At 50.3% G+C, this 20,154-nt stretch carries 17 protein-coding genes, 1 pseudogene, 1 riboswitch and 1 other annotated feature; of the genes and pseudogenes, 10 read left to right on the top strand and 8 right to left on the bottom strand.

The features are described 5' to 3' along the window. Positions 1-575: 575 nt before the first annotated feature. The gene (locus TES5_RS08715; protein ID WP_068561479.1) at positions 576-1,499 is read right to left on the bottom strand and encodes an AEC family transporter; all 924 of its coding nucleotides are present in this window, start codon (positions 1,497-1,499) and stop codon (positions 576-578) included. A 262-nt stretch (positions 1,500-1,761) separates the two neighbouring features. On the opposite strand from TES5_RS08715, the gene TES5_RS08710 reads away from it, so the two are divergent. Further along, positions 1,762-3,786, top strand: coding sequence for a sigma-54-dependent transcriptional regulator (locus TES5_RS08710; protein ID WP_369813488.1), 2,025 nt, complete (start codon positions 1,762-1,764; stop codon positions 3,784-3,786). Beyond that, positions 3,780-3,971, top strand: a pseudogene (locus TES5_RS08705) (family 1 glycosylhydrolase); the annotation flags it as partial. The gene TES5_RS08710 and the pseudogene TES5_RS08705, both read left to right, overlap by 7 nt. A 132-nt stretch (positions 3,972-4,103) precedes the next feature. Here TES5_RS08705 and TES5_RS08700 read toward each other — a convergent pair. Beyond that, complete coding sequence (locus TES5_RS08700) at positions 4,104-4,505, bottom strand: nuclear transport factor 2 family protein (RefSeq protein WP_068561476.1); 402 nt, start codon at positions 4,503-4,505, stop codon at positions 4,104-4,106. A gap of 176 nt (positions 4,506-4,681) precedes the next feature. Here TES5_RS08700 and TES5_RS08695 point away from each other — a divergent pair, with 176 nt between their 5' ends. Continuing rightward, entirely contained in the window at positions 4,682-4,861 is a 180-nt protein-coding gene (locus TES5_RS08695; protein ID WP_068561475.1) for a hypothetical protein, read from the top strand. Between the two features lie 6 nt (positions 4,862-4,867). On the opposite strand, the gene TES5_RS08690 is transcribed toward TES5_RS08695, so the two are convergent. Then, a complete protein-coding gene (locus tag TES5_RS08690; protein WP_068561474.1) occupies positions 4,868-5,176 on the bottom strand; it encodes a hypothetical protein in 309 nt (102 codons plus the stop codon). Positions 5,177-5,333: 157 nt separating this feature from the next. Between TES5_RS08690 and TES5_RS08685 the strand changes: the two genes are divergently transcribed. Then, on the top strand, positions 5,334-6,014 hold the full coding sequence (locus TES5_RS08685) for a type 1 glutamine amidotransferase (protein WP_068561473.1): 681 nt from the start codon (positions 5,334-5,336) through the stop codon (positions 6,012-6,014). A 300-nt stretch (positions 6,015-6,314) separates the two neighbouring features. Here the strand turns inward: TES5_RS08685 and TES5_RS08680 are convergent, their stop codons facing one another. From TES5_RS08680 to ribD, 5 genes are read right to left on the bottom strand one after another with little or no spacing between them, the layout of a single operon-like run. Further along, entirely contained in the window at positions 6,315-6,968 is a 654-nt protein-coding gene (locus TES5_RS08680; protein ID WP_068561472.1) for an HAD family hydrolase, read from the bottom strand. A gap of 18 nt (positions 6,969-6,986) precedes the next feature. Beyond that, positions 6,987-7,448: a 6,7-dimethyl-8-ribityllumazine synthase gene (gene ribE, locus TES5_RS08675; RefSeq protein ID WP_068561471.1), complete on the bottom strand. Its 462-nt coding sequence runs from the start codon at positions 7,446-7,448 to the stop codon at positions 6,987-6,989. Between the two features lie 28 nt (positions 7,449-7,476). Further along, positions 7,477-8,673: a bifunctional 3,4-dihydroxy-2-butanone-4-phosphate synthase/GTP cyclohydrolase II gene (locus TES5_RS08670; protein WP_068561470.1), complete on the bottom strand. Its 1,197-nt coding sequence runs from the start codon at positions 8,671-8,673 to the stop codon at positions 7,477-7,479. Between the two features lie 20 nt (positions 8,674-8,693). Next, positions 8,694-9,347 (bottom strand): riboflavin synthase, encoded by a 654-nt coding sequence (locus TES5_RS08665; RefSeq protein WP_068561469.1) that lies wholly within the window; start codon positions 9,345-9,347, stop codon positions 8,694-8,696. A gap of 23 nt (positions 9,348-9,370) precedes the next feature. Further along, positions 9,371-10,474, bottom strand: a complete 1,104-nt coding sequence (ribD, locus tag TES5_RS08660) for a bifunctional diaminohydroxyphosphoribosylaminopyrimidine deaminase/5-amino-6-(5-phosphoribosylamino)uracil reductase RibD (RefSeq protein ID WP_068561468.1) — start codon at positions 10,472-10,474, stop codon at positions 9,371-9,373. A gap of 198 nt (positions 10,475-10,672) precedes the next feature. Next, positions 10,673-10,788, bottom strand: a riboswitch (FMN riboswitch). A 251-nt stretch (positions 10,789-11,039) separates the two neighbouring features. On the opposite strand from ribD, the gene argF reads away from it, so the two are divergent. The 6 genes from argF to carB all read left to right on the top strand — a co-directional run bounded on the left by argF (position 11,040) and on the right by carB (position 20,076). Beyond that, positions 11,040-12,056, top strand: a complete 1,017-nt coding sequence (argF, locus tag TES5_RS08655; RefSeq protein WP_068561499.1) for an ornithine carbamoyltransferase — start codon at positions 11,040-11,042, stop codon at positions 12,054-12,056. A 60-nt stretch (positions 12,057-12,116) separates the two neighbouring features. Continuing rightward, positions 12,117-12,343 (top strand) — a binding site (T-box leader). A 111-nt stretch (positions 12,344-12,454) separates the two neighbouring features. Next, positions 12,455-13,498 (top strand): N-acetyl-gamma-glutamyl-phosphate reductase, encoded by a 1,044-nt coding sequence (argC, locus tag TES5_RS08650; RefSeq protein WP_068561467.1) that lies wholly within the window; start codon positions 12,455-12,457, stop codon positions 13,496-13,498. A gap of 31 nt (positions 13,499-13,529) precedes the next feature. Continuing rightward, positions 13,530-14,756 (top strand): bifunctional glutamate N-acetyltransferase/amino-acid acetyltransferase ArgJ, encoded by a 1,227-nt coding sequence (argJ, locus tag TES5_RS08645; RefSeq protein WP_068561466.1) that lies wholly within the window; start codon positions 13,530-13,532, stop codon positions 14,754-14,756. 5 nt (positions 14,757-14,761) lie between these two features. Further along, entirely contained in the window at positions 14,762-15,658 is an 897-nt protein-coding gene (gene argB / locus TES5_RS08640) for an acetylglutamate kinase (protein ID WP_276641274.1), read from the top strand. Between the two features lie 3 nt (positions 15,659-15,661). Next, positions 15,662-16,858 (top strand): acetylornithine transaminase, encoded by a 1,197-nt coding sequence (locus tag TES5_RS08635; RefSeq protein WP_068561464.1) that lies wholly within the window; start codon positions 15,662-15,664, stop codon positions 16,856-16,858. A gap of 17 nt (positions 16,859-16,875) precedes the next feature. After that, the gene (carB, locus tag TES5_RS08630) at positions 16,876-20,076 is read left to right on the top strand and encodes a carbamoyl-phosphate synthase large subunit (RefSeq protein ID WP_068561463.1); all 3,201 of its coding nucleotides are present in this window, start codon (positions 16,876-16,878) and stop codon (positions 20,074-20,076) included. Positions 20,077-20,154 lie beyond the last annotated feature (78 nt).

The following is a 20,154-nucleotide window of genomic DNA, read 5'->3' as shown; positions in this document are numbered from 1 at the left end:
AACCAAACATGGAACTTGACAATTTGTAAACTATTGGTATACTAAATGTAATATCTGATAATGTTTTTGTCCTTTACTTAATGTTTGGGATCTGCAAAGGCCTTGTGTAATGAGCCCGATAATCAGTGCACAGATACTCCTTCTTGTATACAAGAAGGAGTTTTTCTTTTGGATGGCAGGTATGCCCAATTAGCGAAAGAAATTTGAAGAAGAACCTGTAAAGAAAAAGGAAAATATAATGGGCAATAGAGATAAACCATTTATATAAGATTATTAATTTTAACTTCATTTATCTAAGTACATATAAAAAGACTTCTCAAAAGAGAAGCCATAAACCGCTGCCTTGCATTAACTTTGTAATTAAAAGCACTCAGAAAAGCACTCAGAGTAGGTTGATTGCCTTTTTAATTGATTTGATTAGTATTATTTTTTCTTCTATAATATAACTCGATTTGTTGAATCAGTTTGATTTAAGTTGTTTTACCAATTTTTATACCCTCATTACCCATAAATCTTAACAAAAAATCCTTGGAACATTGAAGTGCTTGTCTTCAATAGTTTCCAAGGATTTTTTTTCAAATATAATACAGAATGACGAAGATGGGCATGGTTACGATACATAGCAGCGTGGTCATGATGTTGATCGCACCTGCGTATGCTGCATTCTTGTCGTGCACCTGCGCGAATTGCGTCACAGTGGAGGCTGCGGGGGTCACGGTGGCCAGGAAGGTGATGAGTAATATTTCCGTGCCGTTATTCACCAAACTAGCGGCATTGCTGAGTTTCAGCAGCAACAGGATGATGGCCGGACAAAGAATCATTCTGAAGAAGGTTACTGCATAAACTTTTTTGCTTGTGAATACGTGTTTCATATCCATTCCAGCGACGATCATGCCTGTGATCAGCATGCCCAGCGGTCCGATCATGGAACCGATTGAAGCCAATGTTTCATTGAGGATGGCCGGCAAGCGGCTTCCCGACAACATGGACAGCACGCCAATAAAAATGGCGATCATGTTTACATTGAGAATGATTTTCCGAAAATGAAGTTTCTTTTCTTTTGAGAACATCAATTTGCAGTGCGTCCACAGGAAAATCAATTGAACGGACAGAAATGCCGTGGAATAGATGACCCATTCAGTCCCCAAAACGGCTGTTACAATGGGAATGATCAAATTTCCTGCATTGGAATAGATGATGGACGCAATATCAATTTCCTCAAAATGGAACAGACTACCCGAGATATGTCCGATTATGAGCAGGAGTATGTGGATGGCAACAGCCGCCACAAAGGCCAGCATCAAGCCTGCTTGGATTTCCGGCTTGAAATCGACCTGAAAAACGCTGAGTATCACGGCAGGCATCACTAGATACAACGATAGTTTCGACAAGACGATACTCTCTTCCGTTTTCAGTATTCTCAGTTTTACCAACACATAACCCAAAATCATGATGAGGAACAGTTGGGCAATTTTCCGAACCAATAAGATACTAATCATGTGCAGTTCTCTCTTGTAGTTAAGAATTTAGAGTTCATTATATCGTATCCGATCAGAAAAGGATTGGGGCAATATGTCCATTTTTACTTTCATCTTTGCCAATTTTCGCCTTAGCACTCAAACAGAGCAAAACAATAGGTCAGATTGAACGTTTTTGTATTCGTCTGTCATAAAAATATGGTACGATTGTTGAAGATGTAAACGCTTTTCTGAGGAGTGATGATTTTTGCAGAGGATCGAGAAAGTGCTTGAGGCACTTGGCATGCTTTATGAAGAGAAGAAGCAGGGGATAACGGCCGAAGAGATTGCCTACAGGTTGCAGAGTGATCGCAGCAATATTTCGCGCGACCTGAACCGGTTGCACAAAGAACAGCGCTGCTACAAAGAGAAGACCAGACCGGTACGCTTTTTTCCATGCACCCACAAGAGGGTACCAAAGACTGGGGTACCGAAGGAAACGCCTAAAATGGTGGACATGGACAAGTTCCTGAAGCGTAATCCGAGCCTGTTCCATCAGATCGAACAAGGGAAGGCTGCCATCCTTTATCCGGGGGACGGCATGCATATGCTCTTGCTGGGCGAGACTGGCGTAGGGAAATCTTTGTTCGCCGATTTGCTGCACAAATACGGCATCCAGTCCGGAAAACTGGCGGAGGCCTCGCCGTTCATCCAGTTCAATTGCGCTGATTATGCCCATAACCCGCAGCTGTTGATGAGCCAACTGTTTTGCCACGTCAAAGGCGCCTACACCGGGACGGAGACCAACAAGACGGGACTTCTGGAGAAGGCGAACGGCGGGATTTTGTTTCTGGATGAAATCCACCGGTTACCAATCGAAGGACAGGAGATGCTGTTCACCTATATCGACCGCGGTGTTTTCCGGCGGCTCGGCGAATCCGAAAAAGATCATCATGCCAATGTCCTGATCATCGGCGCGACGACTGAAAAAAAGGACACACTTTTGAAGACATTCATCCGCAGACTGCCGATCATCATCGATCTGCCCAGTTTGAGGGAAAGGTCAATCGAAGAAAGACATCAGTTGTTCGATACATTCGTCCAACAGGAAGTAGATCAGTTGGGGGTGCCGATGTATTTCAGCAAGAATGCGCTGAAAGCTTTTCTGCACTACAAGTGTGAATTGAATATTGGGCAATTCAAAGCAGATATCCGGATCGCTTTCGCGAAAAGCTATGCCCGGTTTTTGGCAGTCAAAGAGGATTATCTGAGAGTCAGCAGTAAAGATTTGCCGGATTATATCCGGGCGGGGCTGCTCAGCAATGCGGCTCACCGCCAGATGTGGTCGAAATACGAAGTTACGAACCGACAGGCGATCCAATATTTGCCATCCACCGCTACCGTTACGGAAGTCAGCGTTCCGAGTGAAAGCACCATCTACCGGGAAATGAACACACGCTATCGGGAATTGGAGCAGAACAAAGCCAGCGCGGAAGAGATCCAAAAAGCGATGGAGCATGATCTGAAGACTTATTTCAAATTGACCGGAGAAAAGGAACAACTTTTTTGCAACAAAGAAAACCTAATCGCACTTGTGCCGGATAACATCATCAAGGAACTGGAGAAAATCCTCCGCCATGTCACCATTAAGACGGGTAAGGTAGTGAGCGACAAGGTTTTCCAGATGATGGCTATTCATATCTACAACCTTGTGAAGCGAAGCCAACAAGACCATGTGCTGAAGAATGACATGCATGAAGCGATCATCGACAAGTATCCGGAGATGTACGGCGTCGCGAAGGAGTGCATGACTATTCTGGAAGCGGATCTTGGTGTGGTTATTCCGGAAGAGGAAGCGAGTTATTTCATCATGTTCCTGATGCACGATGAGATGGATGCGATCGAAAGATTGGCGAAAGTGCAGGTCATTGTGATTGCGCACGGATCGGGGATTGCCTCGGCACTTTGCGACACGGCGAACCAGCTGTTGAACCACGAAGGGGCCATCGGAATCAATGCGCGTTTGGATGAGGAGCCCCAGCAAGTGTTCGAAAGGCTGGTCCGTTACATCAAAAACCATCAGATCACCGATGACATCCTGCTGCTGGTGGACATGGGCAGCCTGACGACTTTTGCGGGGGAATTGGAGAAACTGTTCCCTCTGAAAGCTAAGTCCATTCCGCTCGTGAGCACCATGCATGTCCTCGAAGCCAGCAGAAAAGCGATGATCGGTTGCGGTCTGCGTGAAGTCTACGTCGAAACACTGAAGGTAAATGACTATATGGCCATCTATCAGTACAGGAAGGAAGTGGAGCAGTTGCAAATCTGATGAGTTACATGCCATCGGGCTGCATCGATCTGATCAGCACGAGCACGAGCGAAATGTCCAAGCTTTACGGCTTCATATATGTTGATCAGGATGATGAAGGAATAGACAGACTGAAACGCAGCAAAAAAGATTCGTTCCACTGGTACAAAAAGATCATCGCTTCAAACGGGGCTGATCTGGACTGAATATACACGTAGTCCTTGAACAACTGAGCGGTTTGCCGATTCTAAGATAAAATGAACAGTCTCCGGAGTCCGTATGATGGGGATTTCTGGAGGCTGCTTTTGTTTTATCTTGAGGCGGTAAATGTTTTATTATTAGTGGGCGGACAACGGTTTGTCGGACAATGCCCAGCCTTCTACGACGCGTGCCCCGATCGGTTCAGGATTTTCTTTGAATTTGACGAATTCCATCGTTTTCTGTTCAATCCGTTCACCGGTGCGTTTGTCGATGATATAGACGTTATAGCGGATGGCACCCCATTCACCTTCCACGATCATATTATGGAATTCGCCGAGTTCGATGTCATAGGCCTGGAAAAGTTGCCCCATCATGTCCTTGTACTGCTGCAAAGTCAGGCGGTCGCTGTAGACATTGTAGTGCGCATCCGGTTCATACAAAGTCTCGCACCAGTCCAACCAAGCATCGTACCCATTGTTCCAATTCTTGAATCCTTGTTCAAACCGCTCTCTGATCGCATTCTCAAAATTCTGACTCATTATTTTTCCTCCTTCGATTTGGTCTACTTTTTGCGTTCTGTAAACCTTGATATGACTATATCAGGAGGGGATAAACTGAACGTAAACTTTGAGATGGGGACCAAAAAGTACAAAAATATCCCGAAATATTCGGGCGGATATTGTATGATAATGAAAAAAGCAGGGGAGGGATTGTGATGGCTGAACTGGATCGCTTGGTCAAACTGCTCGTGGAGAAGCTGCTGCGTTCATCCAAAAAGCCGGAGCCAAGCGGGAGTGGGACCGATGAGGGAAAAGAATTAGGGAATAAGCCCCTAGAGCGTGTTTCGGAGAGAACTGCTAAAGACGAAACGGACGAAAAAATGCCTGAAGGATGATTTCCTTCAGACATATTGGAGCAGTTCATCATAATAAAGCTTCGTGATCAATTCCCGGTCAGCGGTAGTGGGTTTGTCGATGTAGATGACGTATTCGGCATCCCAAGTGTAGGCGGATGTGCCTTCCAAAAACGGATTTTCTACGGGCGTTTCGGTTTCCAATTCGGCGATGAGGACGGCGATGTAGTCTTCGCTTTCGGTTTCGTCATGGAAGTCGAAGTCATCGCTTGTCTCGATGTAGAGTTTGTAGGCTTTGTCCGGGTGCTCGGCTTTGAATTTTTGGATGATCGCAATTTCTTTGTCCAGGTTTCTCATGGTGCTTGCTCCCTTCGGAAATGGCTTTGGATCAAGTGTTTTCTATAGGCCTATCATAACATTCTCCACCTGCATCTGCACTCAATAACCCGGCGATGGGTGACGGTTGCGGGCTCATATATTATGATGGAATAATCAATTTTAAGGAGGGATCAGCATGGAAATCGCAATTTTACAGCACGTGGATTTTGAAGGGCCGGTGGAGATCGAGAATTGGTGCCGGCAGACCGGAAACGAATATAAGGTATACCGCCTATTTCTGGGGGAAGCTTTGCCGAAAGCGGAGAGAACGGATTTCCTTGTGATATTGGGCGGTCCCATGAGCGTCCTGGATGAACTACCTTGGCTGGAAGAGGAAAGGCAGCTTATCCGTGTACTCATCAGCCAGGGAAAGCCGGTCTTCGGAGTTTGTCTGGGCGGACAGCAGATCGCCAAAACTTTGGGGGCTGACATTTTTCAGGGGGAATACCGGGAAGCAGGTTGGCTGCCGATCCGGACGATAAAATCGGAAACGCTAGGCGAACTGCCTGAGGAACTGGTCGTGTTCCATTGGCACGGGGAGCAATTCGGCTTGCCGGAAGGAGCGGAGCGCCTGTTCACAAGCGAAGTCTGTCCGAATCAGGGTTTTATCTATAAAGAAAATGTGATCGGTCTGCAGTTCCATTTCGAATCCACAAAGGAAAGCATCGAAAGCATTCTCCAGAACGATGCGGCCTTCTTGGACGGCACCGCCTATACGCAGACGTCAGCAGAAATTCGGAATTATCCGATACCCGCGAGCAACCGGAAGCTGCTTTATCGCTTGCTGGATCGGTTAAAAGCTACGGTACCGGATTGAACAGCATAAATCCGGCGAGATCGATAAGATGGGGGAATCGGAATTTCCGGTGGAAGTGTGCTTCGTCGGTTGTCCGTCATGCGCTTCCTTGCGAATAGCCGAGGAGTCCCGTTGTGTCGGCTGATGTGCAGTCGCTACTTTGCGAACAGTCAAGGAATCTTCTTTGTGTCGGCTGATATGCAATCATAGTTTTACAAACAGCCGAGGAAGCCTGTTTATGTAGGCTCTTCCATGTTTAGGCATCTCATATCCGCAAAGCACAAAAAGAGGCTGGGACAAAATCCCAGCCTCTTTTGATTGTTAAAGCAAGTCATTCAATTCGCGGATATCGTCTATCAGTGCATCCGCCGAGTCCAGTTCCCCGGGGAAGCCGAAGCCGTAACGGCAACCCACTGTGCGGACGGGATGATGTTCGGCGACCTCGATGTCCTGGAAACGGTCGCCCACAATCAGGTAGCCGCCAGGAAAAACCGATTGGATCGATTCGAAGATTTCATATTTGGGGATGAAGCTGAAGTCTTCCGTGCAGTACATGCCGTCGAAGTAGCGGTCCAGCCCGAAGCTTTCTCGGTGCGCTTCCATATAGGCCCGGCTACAGTTGCTCAAAAATACTAGACGATAGCCTTTTTCCTTCAATGCCTGCAAGGTTTCCAGAGCGCCTTCGTAAAGAATAGCCTGCCCATTTTGAGCTTTTTCCAGCAGAATCTGCCCGATCATTTTTGAGGCCTTCGATCGGATGTCTTCGTCCAAGTCGGGCATGAAATTTTCCCACATCGCTTTGCTGCTGTAGCCCAGCCACTTCGTAATTTCTGCATCCGCCCAATCCCCGGGAGCAGCGTGGCCGGCTTCAACAAGAAAAGCATAGGCTTGTTTGAAAGCAAAGATGTAATTCCGGGTACTGTCATGGATAGTGCCGTCGTAGTCAAGGATGATGGTGTGAACACCTTTGAACATTCGTTTTCCCATAATTTTTTATAAATTTTTGAGCAGGTTGGCCATTTCGATGGCAGATACAGCACAATCATAGCCTTTATTGCCCGCTTTCGTACCGGCGCGCTCGATGGCTTGTTCAATCGTGTCGGTTGTCAGGACACCGAAGATGACCGGAACGCCGGTATTCATGGAAGCTGTCGCTACGCCTTTGGACACTTCGGAACAGACGTAATCGAAATGTGCCGTTGCACCCTTGATGACGGCGCCTAAAGTGATGACGGCATCATATTTTCCGGAAGCCGCCAATTTTTGCGCTACCAATGGAATTTCGTATGCGCCGGGCACCCATGCCAAGTCGATGGCTTCTTCAGCCACGCCATGGCGTTTTAAGCCATCCAAAGCGCCGCCCACCAATTTCGAGCCGATGAATTCGTTGAAACGTGCCACCACGATCGCGATTTTTAAATCCTGTGCAATTAATTGTCCTTCGATGATGTTCATTTTGTTTTCCTCCTGTTTGATTGTTTTTTTATAAGTCTAGAAAGTGCCCCATCTTTTGTTTCTTTGTTTCCATATAGCGCTGCGTTTCGCCGAATATTTCCAACTGGATCGGAAGCCTTTCGGTGATCTTCACACCGTGCTTTTTCAATCCTTCTATCTTAAGCGGATTGTTCGTCAAAAGCCGGATTTCCTTGACGCCCAAGTCCTGCAGCATCTCGTCAGCCATGTAGTATTCGCGCAGATCGCTTGGGAATCCCAGCATCAGGTTGGCTTCAACCGTGTCGTAGCCTTGGTCCTGCAATGCATAAGCATGGATTTTATTGACGAGGCCGATGCCGCGCCCTTCCTGGCGCAAGTAGACCAAGACCCCTAGGCCTGCCTCGGCGATCTGCTTCATGGCCGCGTCCAATTGCTGGCCGCAGTCGCAGCGTTTCGATCCGAAGACATCGCCAGTCAAGCATTCCGAATGGACGCGCACCAGCACGGGTTCTTCCGTCGTGACATCGCCCATGACCAAGGCGACGTGGTGCTCGTCCGCATCGATCTTGCTCACGTAGGTGTAGATGTCGAACTCGCCGTATTTGGTAGGGAGTTTGGCCTGGCCTTCGCGCATGTAGAGCTGTTCGTTCTCCTTGCGGTAGGCGATCAGGTCGGCGATCGTGCCGATCTTCAGGTCATGCTCTTTGGCGAAAGTGATCAGTTCGGCTGTGCGCATCATCGTGCCGTCATCGGCCATGATTTCGCAGCAGAGTCCTGCCGGCTTCAATCCGGCTAAACGGGCCAAATCGACGGTGGCTTCGGTATGGCCGTTACGCGCGAGCACACCGTTGTCGACTGCCTTCAGCGGGAAGATATGGCCAGGGCGGCGGAAATCTTCGGGCTTGGCGTCATCCTCCACGGCCTTCATGACGGTCAGAGAGCGTTCGAAAGCCGAGATGCCGGTGGTCGTCTCGACATGGTCGATGGCGACGGTGAAGGCTGTCCCATGATTATCGGTGTTGCGGTCCACCATCGGAGTCAGTACCAGTTTCTCGGTGAGTGTCCGCTCCATCGGCATACAGATTAAGCCTTTCGCGTAGATGGCCATGAAATTGATGTTTTCCGGAGTCGCGAATTCGGCTGCGCAGATCAGGTCGCCTTCATTTTCGCGGTCTTCATCATCCACCAGCACAATGATTTTGCCGGCTCTGATGTCCGCGATAAGTTCTTGGGATGTGTTGAACATGTATGTTTTCCTCCTTTTTTTCAGAAGAAGCCGTTCTCTTGCAAGAAAGCTTCAGATAGGTTGCTTTGTTTTGTTTGTGTTTTAGGGCTCAGGCCCAGCAGTTTTTCCACGTATTTTCCGATGATGTCGCACTCCAGATTGACCGTGTCGCCCAACTTCTTCTCGAGCAGGATCGTCTCCGCTCCGGTATGGGGAATGATGGATACCTGGAACGAGCCGCTGTCGACCGTCGCCACAGTCAGGCTGACGCCGTCGATGGCGATCGAGCCTTTTTCGATGATGTAGCGGAGCAGTTCGGGGCCGGCTGAGATGGTGATCCAGACGGCGTTATCGTCCTTGCGGTATTCCTTGATCGAGCCGGTCCCGTCGATGTGCCCGCTGACGATGTGCCCGCCCAGGCGGGTGTCGAGCTGCAATGCCCGTTCCAGATTGACGCGGCCGCCCATCTGCAGGCCGCCAAGGTTTGAGCGTTGCAGCGTTTCCGGCATGACGTCGGCATCGAAGGCATCCTTATGCAGCTTCGTTACCGTCAGGCAGACGCCGTTGGTGGAGATGCTGTCGCCGATTTTTGTTCCGATCAGCACTTTTTTTCCGCCGATAGTGACGACGGAAGATTTTTGGCCATGACGGATGCCTTTTAAGGTGCCGACTTCTTCGATGATTCCAGTAAACATGAATGTCCTCCCACTTTCCTCTATTATTCGTTCTTGGAAAGGTAGCCTTCTAAAAGGATATCTTCCCCAACGGTGCTGGCCTTCAACTCGATGACGCTGAAAGCTTGGCTCAGCTTCTCGATACCTTCTCCGCCGACAGGTGTTTTTGCCGTTTCCCCGCCGATCAGTTTCGGGGCGATGTAGACTTGCACCTTGTCGACGATGCCTGCTTGCAATGCGGCAAAGTTCAAAGTGGCGCCGCCTTCCAAGAGGATGCTGTCGATGCCGCGCTCTCCGAGAACTTTCATCAGCGCCTTCAGATCGGTCCGGCCATCCTTGGTCGGTACAGTCAAAAGCTCGATGCTGGCTGCTTCGAGCAGTGCGGCTTTATTGCGGTCCGCCCATTCTGTCGTTGCGATAAGAGTCTTGGCCACATCCTGATCTTGGAGCACTTTTGCTTCCAAAGGGATGCGCAAGGTGCTGTCGACGATGATCCGCAGCGGATTTTTTCCTCCCGGAATGCGGGAAGTCAGTTGCGGATCGTCCATGATGACGGTCTGGACACCGACCATGATGCCGGTGAGGGCGCTGCGCAGTTGCTGCACGCGTTCCCTGGCGGCAGGTCCGGTGATCCATTGCGATTCGCCGGTTCGGGTCGCGATCTTTCCGTCCAGGGACATCGCTGCTTTCATGACGACGAACGGTTCTTTTTTTACGATGTATTTCATGAATATTTCATTCAAACGGCTGCTTTCTTCAGCCCGGACGCCGGTTACTACTTCGATGCCGGCAGCCTGCAGTTTCTTGACGCCGCGTCCGGAAACCAACGGATTCGGATCCAAAGCCGCGATGACAACTCGACCGATTTTCTTTTCGATGATTTTGTCGGAGCAGGGCGGTGTTTTGCCGAAATGGGAGCAAGGTTCCAGAGTCACATAGATGGTTGCACCGGCCACATCTTCTGTTGCCGAGCGGAACGCGTTCACTTCAGCATGGCCTTCCCCGATTTTTTCGTGGTAGCCGGACCCGATGATGCGTCCGTCCTTGACGATGATGGCGCCGACCATCGGATTCGGGGCAACGGCACCGCGGCCTTTCTCGGCAAGTCCCAGCGCCATTTGCATAAAGTATGTATCCTTATCTTGCATCTTTGTGTGCCTCCCATTTCCAAAATAAAAAGCCCTGAACATTTCTGCTTCAGGGCTCGACAAAGGAAGGCCAGCTAAATAAGGCCAAAAAATCCCTGGGTATACACTACACCCAGGGATTGACATTCCGATTCATGAACGAATGGCGAACAAGTGTTATTTGCATGGCAAATAAACGTATGCCCACTCGAAAATGGTTTCTGTCTTCTCTCATCCAGACTCTGACTGTCGGCTTCGGAATTTAACCGAATCTGCCTTAACGGCTCGTGGGCTTTACCACCGGTAGGGATTTTCACCCGTCCCTGAAGACTATTCAATTAAGTTGCCTCTAGGATAATCTCAATCCGTATCATTGTCAAATAAAAATTTTTGCAAACAAATGTTCTGTAGTGGAAGAGTGTCTCCCGCTGCCCGTATTTGGTCGGATTATAACCGTTAGATTAAAATAAAGTTTGTAATCCATTAGAATTGGGTATAAAATGAGTCCAATAATAGTTGCAACATGACTCGGAAATGATCGTTCGCAAGAGCGACAGTGAGAATAACATTAAAAGGGGATGGCGGAATTTTGGAACAAGTATTTCAAGGAAGAAGCTTATTGGCGGAAAAAGATTTCACTCGGGAAGAATTGGAGTATCTGATTGATTTTTCGGCGCATTTGAAGGATCTGAAGAAACGAAATATTCCGCACCGTTATCTGGAAGGCAAAAACATTGCCCTTTTGTTCGAAAAAGCCTCCACTCGTACTAGAGCTGCTTTTACAGTGGCTGCCATCGATCTTGGGGCGCATCCTGAATACCTTGGGAAAAATGATATCCAATTGGGCAAAAAGGAATCCGTTGAAGACACCGCTAAAGTACTCGGCAGTATGTTCGACGGCATCGAATTCCGCGGATTCAGCCAAAAAACCGTCGAAGATTTGGCGAAATATGCCGGTGTACCGGTATGGAATGGCTTGACGGATGAGTGGCATCCGACCCAAATGATCGCTGATTTCCTGACGGTCAAAGAGCATTTCGGAAAATTAGCAGGGCTTAAATTGGCCTATGTCGGGGATGGACGCAACAACGTCGCCAACAGCCTGTTGGTTACCGGTGCTATCCTCGGCGTGCATGTCACGATCTGCGCGCCGGAATCGCTGTTCCCGAACGAGGAATTGGTTGAGATGGCCCAGAAATTCGCTGAAAAGAGCGGCAGCAAAATCGAAATCACGGCTGATGTTGCCAAAGGCGTAAAAGCGGCTGATGTCCTTTACACCGATGTATGGGTATCGATGGGTGAAGAAGATAAATTTTCAGAACGTATCGAATTGTTGGCGCCTTATCAGATCAATATGGAGATGATTGAGAAGACCGGAAATGACGATGTGATCATGCTGCACTGTTTGCCGGCTTTCCATGATACAAAAACGCAATATGGCCAGGAAATCGCGGAAACATTCGGCATGCGCGAGATGGAAGTGACCGATGCCGCCTTCCGCAGCAAGCACGGTCGTCAGTTTGAGCAAGCTGAAAACCGCATGCATTCCATCAAGGCAATCATGGCTGCGACCTTAGGAAATTTATTTATTCCAAAAGTTTGATTGACAAAGTGAAAAACAGATGATAAATTTAATGAAAATGTAAAACAACATTTAACACAAACAAAAACTTTGACAAGAAGAGTAATCCATTTGCGAAGTCAAGCGAACCTTGGAGGGTGAAAGCAAGGTCAACCGCGGTGGATGAACAGGAACTTTGAGTTGATAAGCTGAATGTGAACCATAAAGTTTAATCCGGTTGCCCCGTTATCGCAAAAGTAGCAATACTTGAGTCCAGCATGCGCGCATGTTGGAAAATAAGGGTGGCACCACGAACTTTCGTCCCTATACTGAATCTATTTGATTTGGTATAGGCACGGAAGTTTTTTTGTATATATGCAAGTCTTTGTAAGATGGGCTCGGCCTGTTTTACTACAAATTATTAGAGGGGGATGGAAAGAATGATTCATGTCAGTATCATTGGAGCAACAGGTTACACGGGGGTGGAATTAGTCCGATTATTGGGATTGCGCGAGGATGTGGTCTTGGATCATCTGACCTCCCGTACGTATGCGGGTCAAAAGATCCAGCATCTTTTTCCGCACCTGTTGGGCAACATCGATCACACTTGCGAAGAATTGGATCTGGAACAAGTGACGACGGACAGCAATATTATTTTTGTGGCTTTGCCGCATGGACACGCGTTGCCGATAGCCAAGAAAGCTAAAGAAAAAGGTAAAAAAGTCATCGATCTGGGAGCCGATTTCCGATTGAAGGATGCGGCGGTCTATGAAGAATGGTACAAAGTCGCGCACACGGAGCCGGAACTTTTGCAAGAAGCTGTCTACGGTCTGCCCGAATGGGACCGCGACGCGATCAAGGATGCAACAGTCATCGCCAATCCGGGTTGCTTTGTGACAAGCATCCTCCTGGGATTGATGCCTTTGATGAAGAAAAAAGGCTGGGTCGTGCCGAACAGCATCGTTTGCGATTCCAAATCCGGCACGTCCGGAGCGGGCCGCGCCGGCGATGTAGCGAACCTCTTCACTGAGGTGGAAAGCAGCTTCAAAGCCTACGGTGTAGCACATCACCGCCACACACCGGAAATCGAGCAACTGTTGACGCAGATGGCCGGAACGGACACGATGATCCAATTTACGCCGCATCTGGTGCCGATGAGCCGAGGCATCCTCAGCACCATCTACGCGACGGTCACTGGGGGACATACGGCAGAAGAAATCCACGCTCTATTTGAGGAAGCTTACGCCGATGAACCGTTTGTGCAGGTTCTGCCTGCGGGTATGTGGCCGATGACGAAATCGGTGAAAGGCACAAATAACTGCCAACTGGGTGTCACCTACGACGAACGCACAGGCCGGGTCATCATCGTGTCGGTCATCGACAACTTGATGAAGGGCGCTGCCGGCCAAGCCGTGCAAAACATGAACCTGATGTTCGGACTTGCCGAAACGACAGGATTACAGATGATTGGGCTTTTCCCGTAATAACGGAAGACTGAAGGAGGAAACGGACGAAATGATAAAGAAATTACATAAAAGCGGTGTGACTGCCGCTGCAGGTGTGCAAGCCGCGGGTATCCACGCCGGGTTCAAGAAACGCAAAAAGGATATGGCGCTGCTGTATTTCCCTGAGGGGGCAACCGTTGCGGGCGTCTTCACCAAAAATAAAGTCAAAGCGGCTCCGGTCCAGTACGATCAGCAGGCCCTGCAGCAGCATGACCGCTTCAAGGCGATCCTGATCAACAGCGGCAACGCGAACGCTTGTACAGGCAAACAAGGCAAAGCCGATGTGGAAGAGACCGTGGAGCTCCTTGCTGAAGAACTGAACATCCAACCGGAAGAAGTGTTGGTGTCTTCGACAGGCGTCATCGGAATGTTCATGAACATGGAGACAATGAAAAAAGGGGTCAAGGCGATCGCACCGGAAGTTTCCGAATTCGGCGGCGCTGCAGCCAGCAAGGCAATCATGACGACGGATACGGTTCCGAAAGAAGTCAGCTTCACCTTTGAAGTCGCCGGCAAAACGGCTACCATCGGCGGCATGGTCAAGGGATCCGGAATGATCCATCCGAACCTTGGCACGATGCTGGGCTACATCACAACCGATGTCGCAATCGGCCAAGCAGCTTTACATGCGATGTTGCTGAAAGCCGCGGATGCGACCTTCAACCATGCGACCGTCGACGGGGACACGAGCACGAACGATTCCGTCTTTGTGGCTGCTACCGGCAAACTCGACAATCCGCTGATCGTTTCCGCTGATGATGCCGGCTTCGCCGAGGTTGAAGCGGCTGTCCTGTCCATCTGCTCCCAATTGGCGCAGCTGTTGGTCAAGGACGGCGAAGGGGCGACAAAATTTGTCGAGGTCTTGGTTTCCGGGGCGAAGACAATGGCTGATGCGGTTTCGGTCGGTAAATCGGTCGCGACCTCGAGCTTGGTGAAAACGGCGATGTTCGGCGAGGATGCCAACTGGGGCCGTGTCATCACGGCTGCCGGTTATGCGGACACCGAATATTTCGATGCCGATGTGATCGACATCGCCTTCTCAAGCAAGAACGGCGAAATCCAGCTTTGCGAAGCGGGGATGGGTGTCGTCTTCGATGAAGAACTTGCGAAAAAAATACTGGAAGCAGATGAAATCAATATTTTGATCGACCTGCATCTGGGCACGGAAGCCGCCAGCACATGGACATGCGACTTCTCTTACGATTACGTGAAAATCAATGCGGATTACAGAAGCTGAGGGGGATGAAGATGAACAAGAGCAATTGTGAAAAAGCCGAAATGCTTGTCGAAGTATTGCCTTATGTCAACCGTTTCCGCGATAAGATCATCGTCATCAAATACGGCGGCAATGCCATGATCAATGAAGATCTGAAAAAAGCCGTCATGCAGGATTTGTTATTGATGAAATCGGTGGGGATGCACCCTATCCTTGTCCATGGCGGCGGACCGGCCATCAACGATATGCTGAAAAAACTGAAGGTCGAGAGCCACTTCGAGCAGGGGCTGCGCGTGACGGACAAAGAGACGATGGAAATCGTCGAAATGGTGTTGGCGGGCAAAGTCAACAAGGACATCGTCGGCACGCTGAACCAGATTGGCGGCAAAGGCATCGGTTTGTCAGGCAAAGACGGCAATCTGATCCAAGCGCGCAAAAAATATCTGGAAAAGAACGGCGAAAAAATCGACATCGGCTATGTCGGCGAAGTGGAAGCAGTCAACAAGGAAATGCTGGAGTCGCTCATCTACAGCGGCTACATCCCGGTCATTTCCTCCATCGGGATGGGCAAGGACGGGATGAGCTACAACATCAACGCTGATTATGTAGCCGGTGCTGTGGCGAAAGCCGTTCAGGCAAACAAATTCATCCTGTTGACAGATGTGGAAGGGATTTTCCGCGACTATCATGATAAGGATTCGCTCATTTCGAGGATCACGCTCGAGGAAATCGAAGCATTGGAAGCGGACGGCATCATCTCAGGCGGAATGGTTCCGAAAGTGGACTGCTGCATCGACGCCTTGAAGGGCGGCGTTGCCGGAGCGCACATCATTGACGGCCGTCTGCGCCACTCGATTTTATTGGAAGTTTTTTTCGACGAAGGGATCGGCACGATGATCGATCGCGATAAGGAAGGGGTATAAAGAATGACGAATGAAGAAATAAAAACAAAAGGGCAAACCTACTTGATGAATACCTTCAACCGTGGAGCAATCTGCATGGTTGAAGGACAAGGCAGCTATCTGAAGGATGCGGACGGCAAGCAATATTTGGACTTCCTGGCAGGCATTGCCGTGAATGCGTTAGGGCATAATCACCCGAAAGTGACGGCTGCGATAGCGGAACAGGCAGCCAAACTGGTCCACTGCTCGAACTTTTATTGGATCGAGCCGCAAGTGCAGTTGGCGGAAAAACTGATCACGAATTCCGTTCTGGATAAGGTCTTTTTCGGCAATAGCGGTGCGGAAGCCAATGAAGGAGCCATCAAATTGGCGCGTAAATACGGACGTGAGGTCCACGGCGAAGGCTGCTACGAGATCATCACTGCCGATAACTCGTTCCACGGCCGCACGTTGGCGACGTTGACGGCGACCGGCCAAAAACAATTCCATAAAGATTACGATCCGTTCCTGGAAGGCTTCCACTACGTTCCCTTCAATGACTTTGAGGCTTTGGCCGCCAAAGTTTCGGAAAAGACATGCGCAATCCTGCTGGAACCGATCCAAGGCGAAGGCGGCGTCTACGTGGGCGATCAAACTTACCTGCAGCAAGTGCGCGCACTTTGCGACGAGAAGGATATCCTGTTGATCTTTGATGAAGTCCAAACGGGCATGGGCCGAACAGGCAAGCTGTTCGCCTACGAAGGCTACGGTGTGGAACCGGATGTGATGACGTTGGCGAAAGCTTTGGGCAATGGCGTTCCGATCGGCGCACTGTTGGCGAAGGATGCCGTCGCTTCCCATTTCAAACCGGGTGACCATGGTTCGACTTTCGGCGGCAACCCGCTGGTCTGTGCGGCAGCTTTCGCAACCATGCAAGCGATTGAAGACGAGAATATTTTGACGAATGTAAATGAGATGGGCAACTATTTCGAAGGGAAATTAGTGGCATTCAAGGAAAAATACGACTTCATCCTCGATGTGCGCGGCAAAGGCTTGCTGCTCGGGATGGAACTGGCGATGAAGGGAGCCGACATCGTCGCGAAGTGCTTGGAAAAAGGCGTCATCATCAATTGCACGCATGATACGGTCCTGCGTTTCCTGCCGCCGCTGAATGTGACAACCGCGGAAATCGACAAGGCTGTTGCAGTGATGGATGAGGTTTTTCAAACAATTGAAGCTTAAAGAAAGGATGGCAAAGCATGCCTAAACGAACAGACATCAAGTCGATCCTCGTGATCGGCTCGGGACCTATCATCATCGGCCAAGCCGCGGAATTTGACTATGCTGGAACGCAAGCATGTTTAGCCTTAAGGGAAGAAGGATACAAAGTCATCCTGGTCAACTCCAACCCGGCTACGATCATGACGGACGTTGAAATCGCCGATAAAGTCTATATGGAACCACTGACATTGGAGTTCATCGCGAACATCATCCGCAAAGAGCGTCCGGACGCCTTATTGCCGACATTGGGCGGCCAGACCGGTTTGAACATGGCGGTGGAACTGGATGAAGCCGGCATTCTGGAGGAGTACAAGGTCGAGTTGCTTGGAACGAAACTGACTTCCATCCAACAAGCCGAAGACCGCGACCTGTTCCGCCAATTGATGGCGGAATTGAATCAGCCGGTCCCTGAGAGCGACATCATCCACACCGTTGGGGAAGCATTGAGCTTCGCGGCGGAAGTCGGTTATCCGTTGATCGTCCGTCCGGCCTTCACGATGGGCGGCACCGGCGGCGGCATCTGTCATAATGAAGCCGATCTGCGCGAAATCGTGGCCAACGGCTTGCGCTACTCACCAGTGACACAATGTCTTTTGGAAAAATCGATCGCCGGCTTCAAGGAAATCGAATATGAAGTAATGCGCGACAGCAACGACAACGCCATCGTCGTCTGCAACATGGAAAACATCGATCCGGTCGGCGTTCATACAGGCGATTCCATCGTCGTGGCGCCTTCCCAGACCTTGTCCGACAAAGAATACCAAATGCTGCGCGATGTCTCCCTGCAGATCATCCGCGCCCTGAAAATCGAAGGCGGCTGCAATGTCCAGTTGGCATTGGATCCGTACTCGTTCGACTACTACATCATCGAAGTGAACCCGCGCGTCAGCCGTTCTTCTGCCTTGGCGAGTAAAGCGACCGGTTACCCGATCGCGAAGATGGCGGCGAAGATCGCTGTCGGCTTGACCCTGGATGAAATGAAGAATCCGGTAACCGGCACTTCCTATGCGGCTTTCGAGCCGGCTTTGGATTACATCGTCTCCAAAATCCCGCGTTTCCCGTTCGATAAATTCGAAAAGGGCGACCGCACCCTCGGCACACAGATGAAAGCGACCGGCGAAGTCATGGCCATGGGCCATACGTTCGAGGAATCGATGCTGAAAGCCGTCCGTTCTTTGGAATACGGCGTCAACCATCTGGCCTTGCCGAAAGATCAAGGCCAGACCGTGACGATGGAAGAGATCGAACAGAACATCCGCGTCGCTTGCGACGAGCGTCTATTCTATCTGGGAGAAGCGTTGCGCCGCGGCGTGACACCGGAAACAATCCACGAATGGAGCGAAATCGACTACTTCTTCCTTTTTAAATTCAAGCACATCATCGACTTGGAGAAGGAAGTGGCGGCAGCCGAACCGAAAGACTTGGAAATCCTGCGCGAAGCCAAGAAATACGGCTTCAGCGATGAAATCATCGCTGAACTGTGGGGTATGGCTTCGGAAGACATCTACGCGTTGCGCAAAGCCAACGGCATCGTTCCTGTTTTCAAGATGGTGGATACGTGTGCGGGCGAATTCGAATCCTTCACACCGTACTTCTACAGCACATATGAGATGGAACAGGAATCATTCCCGAGCGACCGCGAAAAAGTCATCGTCTTGGGTTCCGGTCCGATCCGTATCGGCCAAGGGGTCGAGTTCGACTACGCGACGGTGCATGCGGTCTGGGCAATCCAGGAAGCCGGCTATGAAGCGATCGTCGTCAACAACAACCCGGAAACCGTTTCGACGGACTTCTCGATCTCCGACAAGCTGTATTTCGAACCGTTGACTGAAGAAGACGTGATGGCGATCATCGATCTGGAACAACCGTTGGGCGTCGTGGTGCAGTTCGGTGGCCAAACGGCCATCAACCTGGCCGACAAATTGGTCAAACACGGCGTGAAGATCCTGGGCACGAGCCTGGAAGATCTGGACCGCGCCGAAGACCGCAAACTGTTCGAACAGTTGTTGCGCGACTTGGATATCCCGCAAGCACCCGGCAAAACAGCCGTGACCGTTGAAGAAGCGGTCGCAGTTGCCGACGAAATCGGTTATCCGGTCTTGGTGCGTCCGTCCTACGTATTGGGCGGCCGGGCGATGCAGATCGTCTACAACCAAGCCGATCTGGAGAAATACATGCGCGAAGCGGTCGTGGCCAGCCCCGAACGGCCGGTCCTGGTCGATCATTACCTGATCGGACAAGAGTTGGAAGTCGATGCGATCTGCGACGGCGAAACCGTCCTGATCCCGGGCATCATGGAACACATCGAGCGCGCCGGCGTCCACTCGGGTGACTCGATCGCAGTCTATCCGCCGCAGAATCTGTCGGCTGAACTGATCCAAACGATCGAAGACTACACGATCCGCGTGGCGCAGGGGCTGAACACAATCGGTTTGGTGAACATCCAGTTCGTCATCAGCAACGGTGTCGTCTACATCATCGAAGTGAATCCGCGCGCGAGCCGGACAATCCCATTCCTTAGCAAAGTGACCGGCATCCCGATGGCGAATTTGGCGATGCAAGGCATCCTTGGCATCAAACTGAAAGATCAAGGCTATCGGACTGGTCTGGTTCCGTCAAAATCCGGCGTATACGTGAAGATGCCGGTCTTCAGTTTCAACAAACTGAAGAAAGTCGACACAGTATTGGGCCCGGAAATGAAGTCCACAGGGGAGATCATCGGAAAGGACGCCATCCTTTCCAAAGCTCTGTACAAAGCATTTCGTGCCGCCAATATCCAGATTCCCGAGTACGGGACGGCGCTGCTGACGATTGCCGACAAGGACAAACACGAAATCCTGCCGCTGGCGAAACGCTTGGTTGCGGTCGGGTACCGTCTGCTTGCTACACAGGGGACAGGGGAAACCTTGCTGGAGGCCTATGTGCCGGTCACGATTCTCCGAAATGGCGAAGCCAAACGGGAAAATATCCTGAAAAGCATGCACGAAGGGAAAATCCAGTTCGTCATCAATACGATGACCGAAGGCAAGACCGAGGAAACCGACGGCTACTTCATCCGCCGCGAAGCCGCGGACAACAACCTGCCGTGCCTGACCTCGCTGGATACAACCGAGGCGCTGCTGCAGGCGATGGAAATGATGCATTTCCAACTGCAGGCAGTCGGGACCGAACCGGCCTGAATATTTATAAATACCTGATTTCAGATGCAAAAAGGCCGCAAGCTTACCCTGTATGGATAAGCTTGCGGCCTTTTCAGT

Origin of the sequence: Trichococcus sp. ES5 (assembly GCF_900067165.1) — a bacterium.
Taxonomy (GTDB): domain Bacteria; phylum Bacillota; class Bacilli; order Lactobacillales; family Aerococcaceae; genus Trichococcus; species Trichococcus flocculiformis.
This window is presented reverse-complemented; position numbering and strand designations above follow the sequence as displayed.